Source organism: Candidatus Acidulodesulfobacterium ferriphilum, assembly GCA_004195035.1.
Taxonomy (GTDB): Bacteria; SZUA-79; SZUA-79; order Acidulodesulfobacterales; family Acidulodesulfobacteraceae; genus Acidulodesulfobacterium; species Acidulodesulfobacterium ferriphilum.
Genome location: SGBD01000001.1, coordinates 128,333 through 145,088 on the forward strand (window position 1 = coordinate 128,333; position 16,756 = coordinate 145,088).

A 16,756-nucleotide genomic window follows, 5' to 3' on the forward strand; every position below is an offset into this window, starting at 1 on the left:
GAGAATATGAATTTTGAAGATATCGAAAAAAGGATAGGTTATTACTTTAACGACGAAGAGCTTATCACGCTGGCGCTGACCCATAAATCTTATAACCCCGAATATAATTACGAAAGGCTTGAGTTTCTGGGGGATGCCGTTATAGGCGCAATTGTCTCCGAATATCTTTATCTGAATTTTGAAGATTTATCGGAGGGCGAGCTTTCGAGAAGGCGTTCTGTAATAGTCAGTCTCGAGAATTTATACAAAATTGCCAATAATTTAAAAATTCCCGAATTTATATTAATGGAAAATATCGAGGAACAAAAAAATAAAAGGATTATCGGCAATGTTTATGAGGCTGTAATAGGGGCGATATTTTTGGACTCGTCTTATAATAAGTCAAAAGAGGTATTTTTAGAACATTTATCCAGGTTAATACCAAAAGTAAACGAAGAAATTTTTAAGAATAAGGACTTTAAAACAATATTGCAGGAACTTGTTCAAAAACAGTATAATACCGTGCCAAAATATTATACAATAAAAAAAGAGGGGCCGGACCACCGTGCTATTTTTACGATATGCGTTAACATAAATAATAAAATATTAGGGTACGGCAGCGGCTTATCCAAAAAATTTGCCGAACAGATTGCCGCATCCGAAGCTTTAAAGACATTGCAAACCCAAACCCATACTCAATCTCAATCTTATGATAAAAAATAACGATTCTCTAGTAATCCTCGTCGGAAGGCCTAATGTCGGCAAATCTACTATTTTTAATAAAATATTGGGAGGTTCGCACGCGTTAACTTCAAAGATTTCAGGCACGACGCTCGATTTAAACATTAAACCTGCCTCATATAACGGGGTCAATTTTTTCGTTTCAGATAGCGGGGGGTTCAATCTGCATTCTTCTAACGAAACGCCGTTCGAGCTTCGCTCATTGGAAAAAAAGGTACGGGAGCGCGTCTTTAATTACGCCAAAAAGGCGAAGGTTATTCTTTTTGTCGTAGATTTTAAAAACGGCATGATACCCGAAGATAAAGAAATTTATCTTCACCTTATTAAAAACATTACTCCGCCGCCCGGAGGGAATGGAGGGACGATTATCCTTGTGATAAACAAAGTCGATTCTTTAAAAAATATTGAAAACGCATACGCCGAATTTTCGTCCCTCGGCATTAAAAAAGCTATTGCGATAAGCGCCGAAAACGGGTTTGGCATAGACGACCTTTTAGAGCAAATTGCCAAGGAAATAAAGTGTTCAAATAAATCGCCAAGAGATTTTTACGAAAGCGGCCTAAAGATTGCAATCGTCGGCAGACCCAACAGCGGCAAATCAACTTTTATAAATTCAATTATGAGGGAAGATTTGCTGTTTACCGATGAAAAACCCGGCACGACAAGGGATTCGATCGATACTTACCTTAAATATAAAAATCGGATAATAACTATAATCGATACCTCAGGGATAAGAAAAAAATCAAAGCTGGATATTTATTCGGAGGGCTTTCAGAAACAAAGCTTAAACCAGATAAAAAGGGCGGATGTCATAATTGTCTTTATAGATATTACGGCAGGAATAACGCATGACGATTTATCTTTGTTAAAAATGATAAATTTAGAAAAAAAACCGTTTATAATAGCTTTTACCAAATGGGATTTAAGAAACAAAAATATTCAAGTTTCCGAACTCAAAAAAGATATCGAGGCAGGGTTAAAAGAATTTTCGGAAACGCCCTTTATTTTTATATCTTCTAAAACAAATAAAAACCTTAACAGGCTGATAGATTTATCCGTTGAAATAAACGATGCGAAAAAGGTAAAAATCAAAACAAAAGATGTCAATAAATTTATAATAGATTCAAAGAACAGCGAGAAAAGAGGGCGGCTCTTCAAATACATAGCTTACGGCTCCCAAAAGGCCGGAGAAAACATACCCACTTTCATTTTTTTCACAAATAATAAGGGAAAGATATTTGGAATGGAAGATATAAAGCATTTACGGTCAAGTATAAGAGACTACTTTGAAATAAAAACCAATGTCGAAGTACTCATAGAATATAAAAAATACTCTGCTTGATTTCCGCCGTCATTCCACGGAAGGAAGGAAATCAGGGAGGGCTTTAACAGGAAACGCAAGAATGCTCTACTTAATTTTACCGGATAATTCGTCTAATTTGCTTTCTAATTTTTGAATCTTCCTTGTTAATTCTTCAATATCGTAAGTCGAAGCAAAATGCATTTCGTCAAGTAAAATATCGGCTAACTTTTCTTTTATAGACTTAAATATAACGCCCGATTCATATTTTACGGTTTCGATGATTTGGTCGGCGGCTTCCCTGCTCTCCTCATCCGATATATCCACATAATCGTCCAATCTTTCCTGCGCTATAATCGAAAGACCTTTAAGTGCTTTAAGAACCAAATTTATATTGTCTGACATCTGAACCTTCCTTTTTTTATTTATTTTTAAGAGGGCAAATTTAAGCCTGCCCCATTTTATTATATTAAATATATATAAATATATTAAATTTCGTTTTGTCTAACTTTTGCCATTACGGACCTGAGCGAAACATTATGCCGCGAGAACCCCATTTCGGCATAATCTCCCCCTAACGCAATCCCTATCAGCTGCGGAAGGTGTGTTATCGGCAGCGATAATTTTTTATTGATACTTCTGGCCGCAACGGTCTGATATGTGTCAAGGCTTAAATGGCATAATGGACATGGGGTAACCATAACATCCGCCCCTTTCTCCTGAGCTTCAAAAATGGCGTTTCCCGCTAAAGAAGTGGATGTGGCTTCGTTGACAAGTATCGTTTGAAAACCGCAGCATTTTGTTCTTCGGACATAAGATACCGGTTCTCCGCCCAACGCCTTTATTAATTCTTCGAATCCCTGCGGATTTTCGACATCGTCAAATTTAACAACGCTTGATGGCCTCAATATATGACAGCCGTAAAATGGGGCGATATTAATCCCTTTTAAACTTTTTACCGCTTTTTTCTTAAGATTATCAAAACCTATATCGTCCCTTATAGCATACAACAGGTGCTTTATTCTAACCTTGCCCGAATATTTAAGGCCGATTTGCGCAAGATATTCGTTTGTCTTATCTAAAGATTCCCTATTATTTATAAGCTCCTCGTTAACTTCGCTAAGGGTTAAAGTGCAGGTATTGCAGATGGTTAATATGTCAAGCCCTTCCTTTTCCGCCAAAGCCAGTGTTCTGCCGTTTATAAAAAGCTTCAAATTTTTATCGAATCCGTCGATAACGCCTCCGCCGCAACATGAAGCCTCCGGCATAGGAATTAAATTAATATCCAACTTTTTTGCGACAAATTTGGTTGCGTTATCAAGTTCTTTTCCGCTTTCCTGCGCCACACAGCCGGGATAATAAGCATAACTTATCATTTTTCCTCCAGATCTAATTCTTTATATGCAAGTCTTATATCGTCCATATCTTTGATTAATTTAAGCCTGATGGGAGGTATTTTCCCTTTTAATCCCGCGCCGAAAGCCATAGGCAAATCGTTGATAAGCCCTGTTATTCCGCCGGTATCGAATGCAACCTTAACTTCGTCGAGCCTTCCTGTTTCTTCGATGGATTTGGCTATCGAAATAATGTGTTTTGCGCCGCTCGAAAAATTAATGGAATTTTTTATCGCCTTCTCGTGCATTTTAACTATTCCTTTCACCGGCGAAATCCCTTTTGGACAGAACTCTTCGCATGCCTGGCAATGAACGCAGTCCCACATGCCGTCGGGTTTTGAGCCGTTTACCAAGCGGGAGCCGTTTCTGTCGTTGTCTCTCGGGTCCTCGCTATACCTGTATAGCTTGGCAAGAGCGGCAGGTCCCAAATAATTTTTGTTTCCTACGACGCCGCCGCATTCGGAATAACAGCATTCGCACAAAATGCAGTTCGGGGTATCGTTATTTCCCGTTAAATTTTGAAATTCGGATTTATAATAAACAGGTTGTATTATCTTTTCGCCTTCCTTTAAGGCATGAAACTTATGATGTTCTTCGTCCTCTCTTTGACCTAACAGGTATGGCCTGATCTCTTTGATTTTATCAAAAAAACTTTCCTGCTCGACGATAAGGTCCCTGACGACGGGCATATTGGCAAGAGGTTCCACATTAATTATGCCGAATTTTGTGATTTCAGGGTTTACCTGGGTCTTGCACGCAAGCTTGGAAATGCCGTTTATCTTCATGGCGCATGAACCGCATATAGCGCTTCTGCAAGACCTTCTAAAGCTTAAAGTCCCGTCAATCTCGGATTTTATTTTCATCAAGGCGTTCAAAACGGTCATGCCGGGAAAATCCTGTACCGCATATTCTTTATAATACGGCTTGTCGTCAACCTCGGGATTAAATCTATATGTCCTAACCTTAAATTCCATTATATTACCCCTTTATAGGGAACATGCTTAAGTCTGTCCCCTATATATATTTAAAATTATCCAAAAATATCAATATGTTCTCGGTTGAGGCTTAAACTTAGTAATAGAAACTTCGGAAAAATCGAATTTTATATTTCCGTTATCGCCTAAAGTTGCCAGAGTATGTTTAAGCCAATTTTCATCGTCCCTTTCCGGATAATCGTTTCTATAATGCGCCCCTCTCGATTCTTTTCTTAATATGGCGCCATTTGCGATAACTTCTGCAATCAATAATATGTTGCTAAACTCAAAAGCCTCGACAATGTCGGTGTTAAACAGTTTTGATTTATCGTCCACCCCGATATTTTTGGCGCGTTCTTTAAGCTCTTCAATCTTTTTAACGGCTTTTTTCATGGCCTTTTCTTCCCTGAAGACCCCGACATTAGCCCTCATCTCCTCTTGAAGTTCCGCTTTTAACAGCCCGTGTCTTTCTTTTCCGTTTGATTTTTTAAGTTTCTCGAAAATTTCCTCGTCCCTTTTTATGAGCGACTCATCAAATTTAGCAAATGCGGCGTCTTTTAAATATTCCGTAATATCGATACCTGCTCTTCTTCCAAACACGACTGTATCTAATAAAGAATTGCCGCCGAGTCTGTTTGCCCCGTGAACGCTGACGCATGCAGACTCCCCTGCAGAATAGTAGCCTTCTATTGCGGTTCTACCGTTATAATCAGTTTTAATACCGCCCATAGAATAATGCATGCCCGGCCTGATCGGAATCGGCTCGTAAATCGGGTTTACGCCTTCAAAATCTATCGAGAGCTGCATTATTTGCGGGAGCCTCTCCATAATCCTTTCTTTCCCAAGGTGGCGGACATCCAATAAAATAGCCCCGTCAACGCCTCTTCCTTCGTTTATTTCCGTCTGTTCGGCTCTTGCCACCACATCTCTGGGGGCAAGTTCCATTGCCTTAGGAGCGTATTTAGACATGAACCTGACGCCCAATGAATTTAACAGGTAAGCGCCTTCGCCTCTTGCACCCTCGGTGACTAATATTCCTGTACTTTTAAGGGTTGTAGGGTGAAACTGGACAAATTCCATATCCATAAGCGGAACGCCTGCCTTAATCGAAACAGCCATTCCGTCTCCGGTATTTATAAGCGCGTTTGTGTTGGACGAATAGACCTGCCCGTAACCGCCGGTAGCAAATAATACGGCCTTTGCGGCAATGCCTTCGAACTTCCCTGTTTTTATATCATAAGCAACTACGCCGCTGATCTTGCCGTTGTCAACGACTAAACTTGTAACAAAATATTCATACAGTATTTTTGTTTTGTATTTAAGAACATTGTCAAAAAGCCCGTGAAGCATCATATGCCCGACCGCATCGGCATAGTAGCATGAACGGGGAAAACTCTGCCCGCCGAACGGCCTCTGTGCTATGCCTCCAAGATCGTTTCTATTGAAAACTACGCCCATCCTTTGAAGCTCTAATATATTTGCGGGGGCTTCGCTTGTTAAAATTTCGATGGCATCCTGGTCCCCAAGATAGTCGCTTCCTTTAACCGTGTCAAAAAAATGGGACTCCCACGAATCGTTCTCGTCGAAAGCGGCGTTGACTCCTCCTTGCGCCGCTCCGGAATGAGACCTCGTTGGATAAACCTTGCTGACTATTATTGCGTCTATTCCTTTTTTTCTAAGCTCGACGCAGGCCCTTAAGCCCGCAAGTCCAGCCCCTACAATAACTACATCATGTTTTAACATTTATAACCCCTATTTTTATAATCATTCTAAATTAAACAGTTTAGTCCGGCAGTTCGGCACAGTATCGATTCGATACCGAATAATTTTTCTATTTTATTACGATTTTTAAGACAATATAGATAAAATATTATAAATTAAACTAAGATAATATTGCAATATTTTTTTTCGAACTAAAACTACTGCGATAATTAGAAAATTATATAACTATTCAAAAAGAAACCGCCGCTTTATTATCTATGGGAAATTTAACCCTTATTTAATAAGCGGCGGGCTGGTATTTCTTTATTTTTATTGCCTTTTTTTAATCCATTTTCACTTGTTTAATGGATTAAACAGGTGAAAATCCCCATTGTTTAAGTATTTTTTGACCCGTCTTGGATAATAATAGCTTCTCAAATTCCTTATTAAGTTTTTCTCTTCTATGACTTACAAAATGAAATGGAGATTTATTTAATATTGATATTGTAAATTTAGCTCTTGTATTGTATTGCGACGATATTGGTATTATATTGATATCCATGCCACATCTTTTGAGCCCTGCTAATTGCGACGCATAAAGTATGCCGATATCGGTTTTATCATTTTTCAATAATGGCATAATTAACGCCGGACTTAATAGTTGATTGGCATGATCGGCTATTTTATTAAACGCCCCCTGATGTCTTTTATTTATAGCTCTAAACATGTCCATCGTATAATGTCCTGCAGGGCTAAAGTTTGGCGATGCAACGGTCAAGCTAACATTTTTATTCGTTAATTTGCTAATTAGGTTAGATTTGGTAATTCCTGCCTGATTAGCATAAGGAGTGGCTGCAGCTAAGTAGTCATACGCAAATACCTTGTATGAATTTATAGCGGCCACCTCCATTAAATCATCTTGATATTTTTCATTTGAAGCTATATATATATCCGGCGGTACACCGCCTAATATTCCAACTCTAAATACACCTGATGCCGAAAACTCGTAATTCATTTTAACCCCGTGATGTTCTTTCTCAAATATATTGCCGATGATATGCAAAGGTTTTGCAACAGCATCTGATGCAAAAATCCTTATTAAAGTGCGGGCATTTGCTCGAGGTATGTAAAAAAAAGTGCTAAATAAAATAAGGATAATTAAAAAAAATATTTTTTTCATTTTTCCTCCAAAAAGATATTTAGATAGTTAATGATGGGTATAATAAATTATATTTAAATTCTTTGAATTCACTGATATAGCTTTACCAACCTATATTAAAATAAGCATACCCTTGTTCCTCTTTTTTTATTATGTAGAATATACCGCTTGGATAAGCAACTCCAGCAAAAGGAAACAATTCATTTTTCTTAACATGAAAAGCAACTAAAGCCGCATGACATGCTAAAAATCTCACGCCTAATTCGCTTAACCTTTTAATTTTATTATAATTTGCTGCATCGTATTTTTTCATCAGATAATGTATTGCAGGACCTGGAGCTACAACAACCTCTTTTACATGCACATTGTGGCCTAATGCGGACATAAGATTATGCGTCAGCTGTAGCGTAAAAAGCCCATATTTTTTTGGATTAAACGGAGCCTGCCAAACGGCTTTCAATGCGTGATGCTTAAAATATTGATAAGAGCGCCCGTTAACGGGAACGCTATTTTTTGCAAATGCCCGTATAGGCAGTAAATACAATGTTATTGCGAACACCAATAACATTACAAATAAACTTAATTTTCTTAAGTTCATCATAAATAATACCTCCTAAAATTTAAAGTTAATTTAACTCTTAAGCAATTTTAATTACCATAAAGACAGCCCCTTAAACTACATTTATCATAACTGTTTTTTTATAAACATTATGATGGGTATCGTACATAACGAACTCTAACGGCGCTTTTTTGTCCGCTTTTAAATAAAAAGCAAGAAATGGGTTTGCGGAAATACCTGTCCCATAATGACAGGTTGTGATTAATTTTTTATCGTAATAAATATCAACCTTATTAATAATCCACATAGGTATTATTTTTCCTGTTTTTGGGTTTTTAACAAGACCTGTATCCATAGGATGCTTAGTTAAGCTCAACACCTTTATTATTTTTCCCATTTTCACCCTGCTGGGGACTCTAACTAAAATTGTGCCTAATTTCATATTTTTCACACTCCTTTGTAATATGTTAATGTTATAAAATATATTAACTCTAAAATTAACAGCCGCCGACTGTCACTTTAACGAACTTTCTTCCACCATAAACGCTCCCATCGGAATATTCGGCAAGGATCTGGACATAAGATTCCTGCTGAAGCTTTATCCTTGTGGATATATAAGCTTTCCCATTGGCAGGCGAAATGTCAAATGACCCTTGAACAGAGTGTGGATTATTAAGGTCGTATATGTAAAATGTTTTAAGATATTTTTGCGGCTTCATCGGTAGCCCTACCTCCATGGTTAGCGGAACCATAGCACCGTTTTGAGCAATTAACGGAAGCCTTATTTTTGGAATTAAAAGTTTCTCTTCAGGCGTCGGCGTGCCTTTAACCCATGTAACTTTTTTACCGTTAACTTCTTTAACATAAGCTTTGTTGATTTTAATGTGTTTAATTAAGGTTTTTTTACGCTTGGCGAAGGCTTTTCCAGCTTCCCCTAAGATTACATCCGAACCAATTATTACTGCAGTGCCTGCCATGGCAGTTTTCTTAATAAAATCTCTTCTCGAAACATGATCGTTCATTCTAAAAACCTCCCTTGTTTTTAATCGTTAAGCTGTTTTAAATATAACATAAGATATATAATACTTGCTGTATTTCTCTATATCATTGGGCGGGGCCCGCAAATTTCCTCAATGTTTCTACTTTATATCTGCCGCTGCCTATCCATTTTGCTACAAGCAAAAAGTCTTTTGCATTCCAGTATCCCGGCAAAACAAATATCTTTTTATAAGACGGGCTGAAAAAAATATCGTGCGGAACTCCCGTAACATGAAAAAGCGCCGCAATCTGCGCACCGGACATCATTTTTCCGTTAAAATATTCCGTGGTCCTGTTGCTGTATATGTCAACCATAACGGGATGAAAATGCTTGTTAATATAACCTATAAAATCCTTGTCGGTAAAAACATGCTTATCCATCCTTATGCAGTAGGCGCATGTAGGATAATAGAAATGAACCAAAAAGTATTTTTTATCCGTCTTATTGCGCTTAATGGCAGCGCCAAGGCTCTCCCAGTGAATTTTATCGGAAGCGGAGGCTGTCTTAGGCAAGATTAATGTTAAAATACATAGTAAAAATAAAAATGCCGTTAATAATCTTTTTGGTTTCATAATCTTTTTAAGTTATAGAGAGTTTATTATATGCACGGAAAGCAGTTCGAAATTTCCGGTAATGGTAAGAATGCCCATTAAGATTAAAAATATTCCGGAGACTACCGAAAATAATCTTAAATAGCCCTTTATTCTTTTGAAAAATGCCATAAAATATGCCAGAAATAAGCCGGCCAAAATAAACGGCAGTCCGAGCCCGAGGCTGAAGACGGATAAAAGTTCGACTGCCCTCGTTAAAGACGAGCCGATAGAGGTATAAAGAACGATGGAAGCAAGGATAGGTCCTACGCACGGAACCCACCCCGCCGCAAACGCAACCCCCAGAAATAACGCCCCCAGTATATGCCCGCCCCTTTTTTTCCATGGAAGAATATTAACCTCCCTGCTTAAAAAACCCAACCTAAATAAGCCGAGGCAGTATAACCCGAAAAGAATAATTACGATGCCGCCGACTATTCTTACCGTATTTAGATTAGATTTAAGGAAACCGCTGAATATCGTAACGGAACCCATGCCGAGGGCTACGAAAACAATGGAAAATCCTATTACGAAAGCAAGCGATGCGGTAAAAACCGCTATCATATTCTTGTAATTTTTTTCGGAAGTAATGGTTTCGACGCTGACGCCGCTTATAAACGCGATATATCCGGGTATTATCGGTATGATGCACGGAGAGAAGAAAGCCAATAACCCGCCGAAAAAAGCAATACCGTAAGTTAGATTAAGATGAAACATAATTAATTTAGATGCCTCCTTAAAATGCTTATTATTGCTTATTATTACTGTTAATGATTTAAAATAATGATTTTAGGTTAAACCTTAAATTCATTATTATGTTGCAAAAATAATGCCATTTTCAAGGCGCAGTTAAAATATGAATCCGATAGAATTCTGCCGCAACATTGGCCGTTTTGGGACAATTTTTAATTCCATAATTGTCCCTTTTGGGACAATTAATATTTTTTTATTTTATATTTAATAATATTTTATACTATGTTACAACATATCACATTTTTTGTAAAAAATAAATATTTTATTTATTTTCCCAAAATTGCCGATAGAAACCGTTAAAATGGCTTTAAAGTTATATGAACACTGGATTCCCGCTTTCGCGGGAATGACTTTGCAGGTTTTTAGGTTTTCACCCCACGGGTGTCATTCCTGTGCAGGCAGGAAAGTTTAGGATAAACTTCACGAGACCAAAGGTCGAGAGCGAAGCGTTAATCCAGATTTAAAATTTTCTATCGGCAATTTTGGGTTATTTAAGCCTGAAAAGGCCGTATTTTTTCACTTTTGTTATTAACTGCTTTCTTGATATGCCGAGCGAAATCGCCGTTTTAGTTTGATTGTAATTATTTTTTTTAAGCGCATTTTTAATTAAATTAATTTCCACTTCATCGAGCTTTATATCGCCCTCGTCCGAACCTGTTAAGTTTTTATATGTTTGAATCTGTTTGGAAAACATAGTCTTTGGTAAACTCGGCGGCTCGATTACATCCGAAGTAGCAACAACAACGGCTCTTTCGATAATATTTTCAAGTTCCCTTATATTTCCCGGAAAATCGTAACTCATCAAAATATTAATCGTATCTTTCGATATGGCCTTAATATTTTTCTTATTAACGGCGCTATATTTTCCGACAAAGAAATTGGCAAGGGCTGGGATGTCGTCTCTTCTTTCACGAAGCGGAGGTATTTTAAAATGTAAAACATTTATCCTGTAAAAAAGGTCTTCCCTGAATTTTTTTTCGATAACGTTTTCCTCCAAATTAACATTTGTAGCACATATAATTCTTGCATTAAGCTCTATTTTTAAGTTAGAACCGAGCCTTGAAAATTCTTTTTCCTGTATTACCCTGAGGAGCTTTGCCTGCATCGCAAAGGGCATTTCCCCTATTTCGTCTAAAAAAAGCGAGCCGCCGTTTACAATCTCAAATTTGCCTTTTTGCGTAAATGACGCTCCGGTAAACGAACCTTTTTCGTGTCCGAATAGTTCGCTTTCCATAAGGTCTATCGGAATGGCGCTTAAATTTATCGGCACAAAATCACCTTTTCTTTCCGAAAGGAAATGTATTATTTTGGCTAAAACTTCCTTGCCTGTCCCAGTTTCGCCGGTTATCAGAACATTTGAAGCGGATTTGGAGGTTAAAACGGCTTCTTTTAAAATTTCCTCCATTTCATTACTTTTAAATATAAAATCTTTTCTGATTTTTTCTATGTTTTCATTATGAAAGTCATCGCTAATCTTTTTGGGGTTTCTTTTTTGCAGGGCTATTTTTAAATTTTCGATTAGCCCGTCTATATCGACGGGCTTTGAAATAAAATCGTCGGCTCCGAGTTTCATGGCGTCAACCGCCTGTTTTATTGTCCCGAATGCCGTAATTACGATAAATATTACATCTTTATCGAATATTCTTATTTTGGACAAAAGGTCTATACCGCTCATCCCCTGCAATTTTAAATCGCAAAGTATAATGTCATGCCGCTTTTCGTTAAAGAGATTAAATCCTTCTTCAGCGCTCAGAGCAGTATCGACAAAAAAACCGCGGCTGGAAAGATTTAAGCTTACCGTTCTTAAAAGATTTTTTTCATCATCGATTAATAATATTTTCTTCATTTAACGATACCCGACCCGACGGCTTTAGGAATTACAAGCACAAACGCGGTTTTATTATCTTTGCTGTAAACATTTATCGTTCCCCCGTGAAGTTTAATTATGCGCATAGATATCGGAAGACCGAGCCCGGAACCGTTTTTTTTCGTCGTAAAAAACGGCTTTAATATCTTTTCGATATTCTCTTCGGGTATAACCTCGCCGTTATCGATAATTTCGATATTTATAAAATCGCCTCTTAAAACCGTTTTTATTTCAATAATTTTATTCCCTGCGTTATATGTTTTATCCATTGCGTTTATTATTAAGTTTAAGATAACCTGTTTAAGCAATTCCGGGTCTCCCTTAATGACAGGCAGGTCTTCTTGAAACTCTTTTATTAATTTTATATTTAAATTGTCGATTTCTAATTTTAATATTCTTACCGAATCGTCAATCAGCCTGTTTATATTTACCGGAACCAGTTCGGGATTTCTTTGTCTGGAAAAACTTAAAAAATCTACGGTCATTTTATCGAGTCTTTTTACTTCATTATTTATTATATTGGTAACCTCTAATACTATCTTATTTCTTGTTTCGTGGGATATATACGCGTTTGCGGAAGAAATAATATATATGGCGTTTTTAACCTCATGCGCTATATTAGCCGACATTTCACCCATAATCGCCATACAATTCAATTCGTTCTTTTCTTTATTCACTAAATCAATCTTTTTCGTATAATCCTCGATTGACAGCGCCATCGAGCTAATCGCGCTTATAACGCTTCCGATTTCGTCGTTTAACCTTTTCGTGAAACTTATCTTATAATCGCCGTTTTTTATCTTTTCGATATTTTCCTTTATCTCGAGCAAGGGCTTTGTGATAATAACAGTTATAATATAAAACATAAAAAGCCCTAAGGCTATAAAAATGAGCGCTATCAGCGAAAACCTGACCCCGACCCAAAAAACACGGTTATTAGTGGCTTCAATCTCTTTTTTTAAATTAAATTTAATTGCAACAAGCCCCAATATTTTGCCGCCATAGTCAATATTTCTGATTAAAACCGAACCGTCTTTTTTTTTATCGTTAACGGGATTATGCGCGGCATAAAGCTTTCCGCTATTCATTATTAGTTTCCCTTCCGGATTATATATCGAAATACCCTTGATTATGCGGTAATTTTTTATATTAGACTTTAAATATTTTTTCAAAAACCTAATTTTATTGAAATACAAAGAGTATTTTATTTCCGAGATTAAGATTCTGGCTATCCTTGTATTTTTTAAATAATGTCTGCCTGATAATGTTTTGTAAATAGTATAAAGAAAGACGGCGTCGCTTAGAAAAATAGTGAAGAAAAAAATAGCAAAAGCGCTTATTAATATTTTCCATTTAATGCTTAAATTTTTAATAAAATGTTCCATGATTATACTAAATTATAGATGCTCTATAGATACTAAAGACAAAGAAAGGCGGGATTGACAGAAATAAAATTATTGCCAAAATCTAAAGGCTGCGGCGGCATTGCTAATCATAAATCATGTAGTTATATTATATTATTTATTATTTTATTATATTGTAAACGGTATTATAAGCCTCTTCCGCCGCAAGTCCTTTATGAACGACGGCCTTTACGGCTTTAATCATATTGACGGGTTTTTCGGACTGGAATATATTTCTGCCCATATCCACGCCTGCCGCCCCGCGCTTTACGGCATTATACGCAAGCTCCAGAGCCTCCTTTTCACCCGTCTTTTTCCCTCCGGCAACAACCACCGGAACAGGACAGGTATTTACCACCCTTTCAAAATCATCGCAATAATATGTTTTTACAATGCTTGCTCCGGTTTCGGCCGCAATCCTGACGGCTAAGGATAGATAGCGGGCATCCCTCGTCATTTCTCTTCCGACCGCCGTTACCGCAAGAACGGGAATGCCGTATCTATTTCCTTCATCGACCAATCTTGCAAGATTTATTATCCCTTGCTTTTCGTTTTTAGAGCCGATAAATATAGACAAGGCTACGGCGCTCACGTTTAATCTTATCGCATCCTCCATAGAAACTGTAATATCTTCGTCCGAAAGGTCGTCTTTCAATATGCTTGTCCCTCCGCTAACCCGCAAAACAATCGGAATATCGATACCCGCATCGATTTGATTTCTTAATATGCCCCTTGTGAGCATCAGCGAATCCGCATAATTTAAAAGCGGGGTAATAGCGCCTTTAACATCCTCAAGCCCGCCCGTAGGACCCATAAAATAACCGTGGTCTATCGCAAGCATGACCGTTCTTTTATCCTTCGGTTTGATAATCCTCGAAAGCCTGTTCTTTAAACCGTAATCCATATACCCTGCCCCCTTTATAGTTTTAAACTTGTCCCAACCCGCAAGTGAGGGAACCATGCCGTCACCTCTTGCGCGACTTAAAAGTGATGTATAGCCGTCATAGCCAATAAAGTTCCGACCATAGCCACTAATAGGCCAAGGACGCCAAAGGTCAAATTAGTACTCCATTTTAACCTTTTATCCATGGCATCTATTTTGGTATCTAAAATATCGATTCTTGTTTCGGCATTACTCAACCGTGCATCGAATTTAATTTCAAGACTGTTAATCCTTTCGTCGAATTTATTTTCGAGGCTGTTAAACCGTTCATCGAATTGCGTTTTAAGGCCGTTAAACTTCTCGGTAAAAAGCTTCTCCTGACCGTCGAATCTGCTGTCGAAGTATTTTTCGGGAGACACCGAAAGGCTCATATTCATATAATCATCACCTTTTTTAATTTCTTCCATTATAACCCCTTTTTTATTATAACATTCAAATTATTTTTTTCAAATCATAAGATTTGCAAATTGATAATTATTTTATTATAGCAGGCGAATGTTAAAGGATTATGACGGAAATGTTAAAAAGAGATGAATTTTTTGTTACAGTTCGGTTAAGAAAAGCGCAGGCGGGAGTAAGGGGATAAATAAATCTGACCCCTTTATTATGCCGAAAGGTCGTCTTATCAATTATTTTAATTATCTTTTATCTTACTCCGATAAGGAGTATATCACATAAAATATATAAAAAGGAAATTTATAAAGCAAAAATAATTTTGGGAGGAATAAAAAAGCGGAAGGGCTTAGAAAGCCGCTTCCGCTTTAATTTTATTGCAATCATAATCAGGCAAAAGCCGGATTAGGATTAGAATGCGAAGTCAAGACCCGTGCCTACTGTATCAGCCTGGCTTTTGTTGGTTATTAAATATGCGAGATAAAGATGCGCGTTGTAAGCCAAGTTATATTCAACATTAATGGCAAACGCGTCTTTTATACCTTCATCACAAACACCGGCAAGAGATGTATTTGTATAAACACTGCCATATAATTGACTATTAACACATGTGCTTGTGGCATTACCGCCAGCCGCTTCTGCTAAATCTTTATGTGTCCATGAATACTGGGCATAGTCGGCGGAAAGCATTAAGCCGTTACCTATCTGCGGCAATAAATATCTGCCATAAACTTCAAAGGTTGAATAGCCATTGCTTGAATTAGAACTACCTACAATAGTGCCGTCAGGAAGTGTTTCATTTGTAGATGATAGAGATGGATTCCCATATGGATGGTTGTCACTCTGAACCATGTATGTCAAACCCAATTCATAAATGTCATTTGCAAGGTCAACATCCACGCCATTTACAGTAACCCTATTAGTCCATGATCCAGCATTTCCATTTAAAGGTTCGGCAACCGTTGCGCCGTAATATCCAAACTCAAGCTGACCCATAGGAATTGGATAATATTCTTTTAACTGATAAGAATATTCCATTGCATTAGATACAGATTTATCTGTGGTCACATGATTTACCAACTTGGTGTAATACGCTGCTTCGCCTGTTCCCGCCCCTGCATCATTCGTAACCGTTACTTTATACCACAAATGATAGCCCGGCGTTCCGTAAAGGGCAAAACCTGCGTTTCTGGCATGAATTAAAGATGCACCTTCTCCACCACCCTGGTTATCAACAGTTAATCCCTGCCCGTTTCCTGCCGGCCCGCCAAGGATATAGAACGGCATCTGCCTGTAAAAATACGGGCTTGCAGTTGTTACCTGACCAAGTTTTAAATTAAACAGGTGCGACGGAGCGCCAAAACCGGAGCCTAAGCCGTTGATAGACGCGAATATCTGTTTGCCGTTAATATTACCCTTTCCTGCGCCAAATCCATAATGAACATAAAAAGATAAGGAATCCGCAAGAGGCGTATATAACTTAAATGCGCCCGCATCGACCACATCTACGCTTGCGCCGAATGCGTCGGTTGCCGAACTGACATTTTCATTGGTGTAGTGCTGATAGCTGATAATCGGCTCGACCATTATCGGAATCGGCCATGGGTTCGGAAGGCTCAAACCTTCGGTTATCTGCGTTGCATCAGACGGAGTTCCGTTTGTTCCCGGAAGTCTGAAGCCGTTTCTCCAGAATGCCCTGCCGAACGGGTTTAAGTTTGGAAATACCGTATGGCAAACTGCGCATGAAAAATGATACTTTTGAGCAAAAGCGGGAATTGCGTTTGCTTTTTTCGGCGCGATAGCAAAGGAGAACGCCAAAATAAACAAGGCAACCATAGTTACTACTAATTTCTTTTTCATAACTTTCCTCTCTCTTAAAGTTAAAATTAAAAATTAATAAAAAAACAGAACTAACAAACATTTATTGAACTGCAACTCCCCCGTCCTGATACTCTGCGGGG

General features: G+C 37.9%; 17 protein-coding genes. 2 read left to right on the forward strand and 15 right to left on the reverse strand.

What is annotated here, in order from left to right:
- Nucleotides 1-6: 6 nt before the first annotated feature.
- Together rnc and EVJ47_00675 are read left to right on the forward strand one after the other, a co-directional pair.
- Nucleotides 7-702, forward strand: a complete 696-nt coding sequence (gene rnc, locus EVJ47_00670) for a ribonuclease III (protein RZD14832.1) — start codon at nt 7-9, stop codon at nt 700-702.
- Complete coding sequence (locus EVJ47_00675; GenBank protein ID RZD14833.1) at nt 689-2,062, forward strand: ribosome biogenesis GTPase Der; 1,374 nt, start codon at nt 689-691, stop codon at nt 2,060-2,062. Before rnc ends, EVJ47_00675 begins: the two co-directional genes overlap by 14 nt.
- A 227-nt stretch (nt 2,063-2,289) precedes the next feature.
- Here the strand turns inward: EVJ47_00675 and EVJ47_00680 are convergent, their stop codons facing one another.
- The 15 genes from EVJ47_00680 to EVJ47_00750 all read right to left on the reverse strand — a co-directional run bounded on the left by EVJ47_00680 (nt 2,290) and on the right by EVJ47_00750 (nt 16,655).
- A complete protein-coding gene (locus EVJ47_00680; GenBank protein ID RZD15525.1) occupies nt 2,290-2,349 on the reverse strand; it encodes a hypothetical protein in 60 nt (19 codons plus the stop codon).
- A gap of 159 nt (nt 2,350-2,508) precedes the next feature.
- Entirely contained in the window at nt 2,509-3,396 is an 888-nt protein-coding gene (locus EVJ47_00685; protein RZD14834.1) for a heterodisulfide reductase subunit B, read from the reverse strand.
- Nucleotides 3,393-4,388, reverse strand: coding sequence for a succinate dehydrogenase/fumarate reductase iron-sulfur subunit (locus tag EVJ47_00690; GenBank protein RZD14835.1), 996 nt, complete (start codon nt 4,386-4,388; stop codon nt 3,393-3,395). Before EVJ47_00690 ends, EVJ47_00685 begins: the two co-directional genes overlap by 4 nt.
- A gap of 69 nt (nt 4,389-4,457) precedes the next feature.
- Nucleotides 4,458-6,131, reverse strand: coding sequence for an FAD-binding protein (locus tag EVJ47_00695; GenBank protein ID RZD14836.1), 1,674 nt, complete (start codon nt 6,129-6,131; stop codon nt 4,458-4,460).
- 328 nt (nt 6,132-6,459) lie between these two features.
- Nucleotides 6,460-7,269: an ABC transporter substrate-binding protein gene (locus tag EVJ47_00700; protein ID RZD14837.1), complete on the reverse strand. Its 810-nt coding sequence runs from the start codon at nt 7,267-7,269 to the stop codon at nt 6,460-6,462.
- A gap of 82 nt (nt 7,270-7,351) precedes the next feature.
- Nucleotides 7,352-7,849: a hypothetical protein gene (locus tag EVJ47_00705; protein ID RZD14838.1), complete on the reverse strand. Its 498-nt coding sequence runs from the start codon at nt 7,847-7,849 to the stop codon at nt 7,352-7,354.
- 70 nt (nt 7,850-7,919) lie between these two features.
- Nucleotides 7,920-8,249 carry a thiosulfate oxidation carrier complex protein SoxZ gene (soxZ, locus tag EVJ47_00710; protein RZD14839.1) on the reverse strand — a complete coding sequence of 110 codons (330 nt, stop codon included), beginning with the start codon at nt 8,247-8,249 and terminating at the stop codon, nt 7,920-7,922.
- Nucleotides 8,250-8,304: 55 nt separating this feature from the next.
- Nucleotides 8,305-8,829 carry a twin-arginine translocation signal domain-containing protein gene (locus tag EVJ47_00715; protein ID RZD14840.1) on the reverse strand — a complete coding sequence of 175 codons (525 nt, stop codon included), beginning with the start codon at nt 8,827-8,829 and terminating at the stop codon, nt 8,305-8,307.
- 82 nt (nt 8,830-8,911) lie between these two features.
- A complete protein-coding gene (locus EVJ47_00720) occupies nt 8,912-9,418 on the reverse strand; it encodes a DUF255 domain-containing protein (protein RZD14841.1) in 507 nt (168 codons plus the stop codon).
- 12 nt (nt 9,419-9,430) lie between these two features.
- Entirely contained in the window at nt 9,431-10,153 is a 723-nt protein-coding gene (locus EVJ47_00725; GenBank protein RZD14842.1) for a cytochrome c biogenesis protein CcdA, read from the reverse strand.
- Nucleotides 10,154-10,676: 523 nt separating this feature from the next.
- On the reverse strand, nt 10,677-12,035 hold the full coding sequence (locus EVJ47_00730) for a sigma-54-dependent Fis family transcriptional regulator (GenBank protein ID RZD14843.1): 1,359 nt from the start codon (nt 12,033-12,035) through the stop codon (nt 10,677-10,679).
- Nucleotides 12,032-13,441, reverse strand: a complete 1,410-nt coding sequence (locus EVJ47_00735) for a sensor histidine kinase (GenBank protein RZD14844.1) — start codon at nt 13,439-13,441, stop codon at nt 12,032-12,034. The genes EVJ47_00730 and EVJ47_00735 overlap by 4 nt, the downstream gene beginning before the upstream one ends.
- A 139-nt stretch (nt 13,442-13,580) precedes the next feature.
- Nucleotides 13,581-14,420, reverse strand: coding sequence for a 3-hydroxy-5-phosphonooxypentane-2,4-dione thiolase (locus EVJ47_00740; GenBank protein ID RZD14845.1), 840 nt, complete (start codon nt 14,418-14,420; stop codon nt 13,581-13,583).
- A gap of 20 nt (nt 14,421-14,440) precedes the next feature.
- Entirely contained in the window at nt 14,441-14,809 is a 369-nt protein-coding gene (locus EVJ47_00745; protein RZD14846.1) for a hypothetical protein, read from the reverse strand.
- A 397-nt stretch (nt 14,810-15,206) separates the two neighbouring features.
- Entirely contained in the window at nt 15,207-16,655 is a 1,449-nt protein-coding gene (locus tag EVJ47_00750) for a hypothetical protein (GenBank protein RZD14847.1), read from the reverse strand.
- Nucleotides 16,656-16,756: the final 101 nt, after the last annotated feature.

Bases quoted from the DNA above. Each gene is read 5' to 3' on its own strand.
- rnc (RZD14832.1), top strand. From the start codon at position 7: ATGAATTTTGAAGATATCGAAAAAAGGATAGGTTATTACTTTAACGAC.
- EVJ47_00675 (RZD14833.1), top strand. From the start codon at position 689: ATGATAAAAAATAACGATTCTCTAGTAATCCTCGTCGGAAGGCCTAAT.
- EVJ47_00685 (RZD14834.1), bottom strand. From the start codon at position 3,396: ATGATAAGTTATGCTTATTATCCCGGCTGTGTGGCGCAGGAAAGCGGA.
- EVJ47_00690 (RZD14835.1), bottom strand. From the start codon at position 4,388: ATGGAATTTAAGGTTAGGACATATAGATTTAATCCCGAGGTTGACGAC.
- EVJ47_00695 (RZD14836.1), bottom strand. From the start codon at position 6,131: ATGTTAAAACATGATGTAGTTATTGTAGGGGCTGGACTTGCGGGCTTA.
- EVJ47_00700 (RZD14837.1), bottom strand. From the start codon at position 7,269: ATGAAAAAAATATTTTTTTTAATTATCCTTATTTTATTTAGCACTTTT.
- EVJ47_00705 (RZD14838.1), bottom strand. From the start codon at position 7,849: ATGATGAACTTAAGAAAATTAAGTTTATTTGTAATGTTATTGGTGTTC.
- soxZ (RZD14839.1), bottom strand. From the start codon at position 8,249: ATGAAATTAGGCACAATTTTAGTTAGAGTCCCCAGCAGGGTGAAAATG.
- EVJ47_00715 (RZD14840.1), bottom strand. From the start codon at position 8,829: ATGAACGATCATGTTTCGAGAAGAGATTTTATTAAGAAAACTGCCATG.
- EVJ47_00720 (RZD14841.1), bottom strand. From the start codon at position 9,418: ATGAAACCAAAAAGATTATTAACGGCATTTTTATTTTTACTATGTATT.
- EVJ47_00725 (RZD14842.1), bottom strand. From the start codon at position 10,153: ATGTTTCATCTTAATCTAACTTACGGTATTGCTTTTTTCGGCGGGTTA.
- EVJ47_00730 (RZD14843.1), bottom strand. From the start codon at position 12,035: ATGAAGAAAATATTATTAATCGATGATGAAAAAAATCTTTTAAGAACG.
- EVJ47_00735 (RZD14844.1), bottom strand. From the start codon at position 13,441: ATGGAACATTTTATTAAAAATTTAAGCATTAAATGGAAAATATTAATA.
- EVJ47_00740 (RZD14845.1), bottom strand. From the start codon at position 14,420: ATGGTTCCCTCACTTGCGGGTTGGGACAAGTTTAAAACTATAAAGGGG.
- EVJ47_00745 (RZD14846.1), bottom strand. From the start codon at position 14,809: ATGGAAGAAATTAAAAAAGGTGATGATTATATGAATATGAGCCTTTCG.
- EVJ47_00750 (RZD14847.1), bottom strand. From the start codon at position 16,655: ATGAAAAAGAAATTAGTAGTAACTATGGTTGCCTTGTTTATTTTGGCG.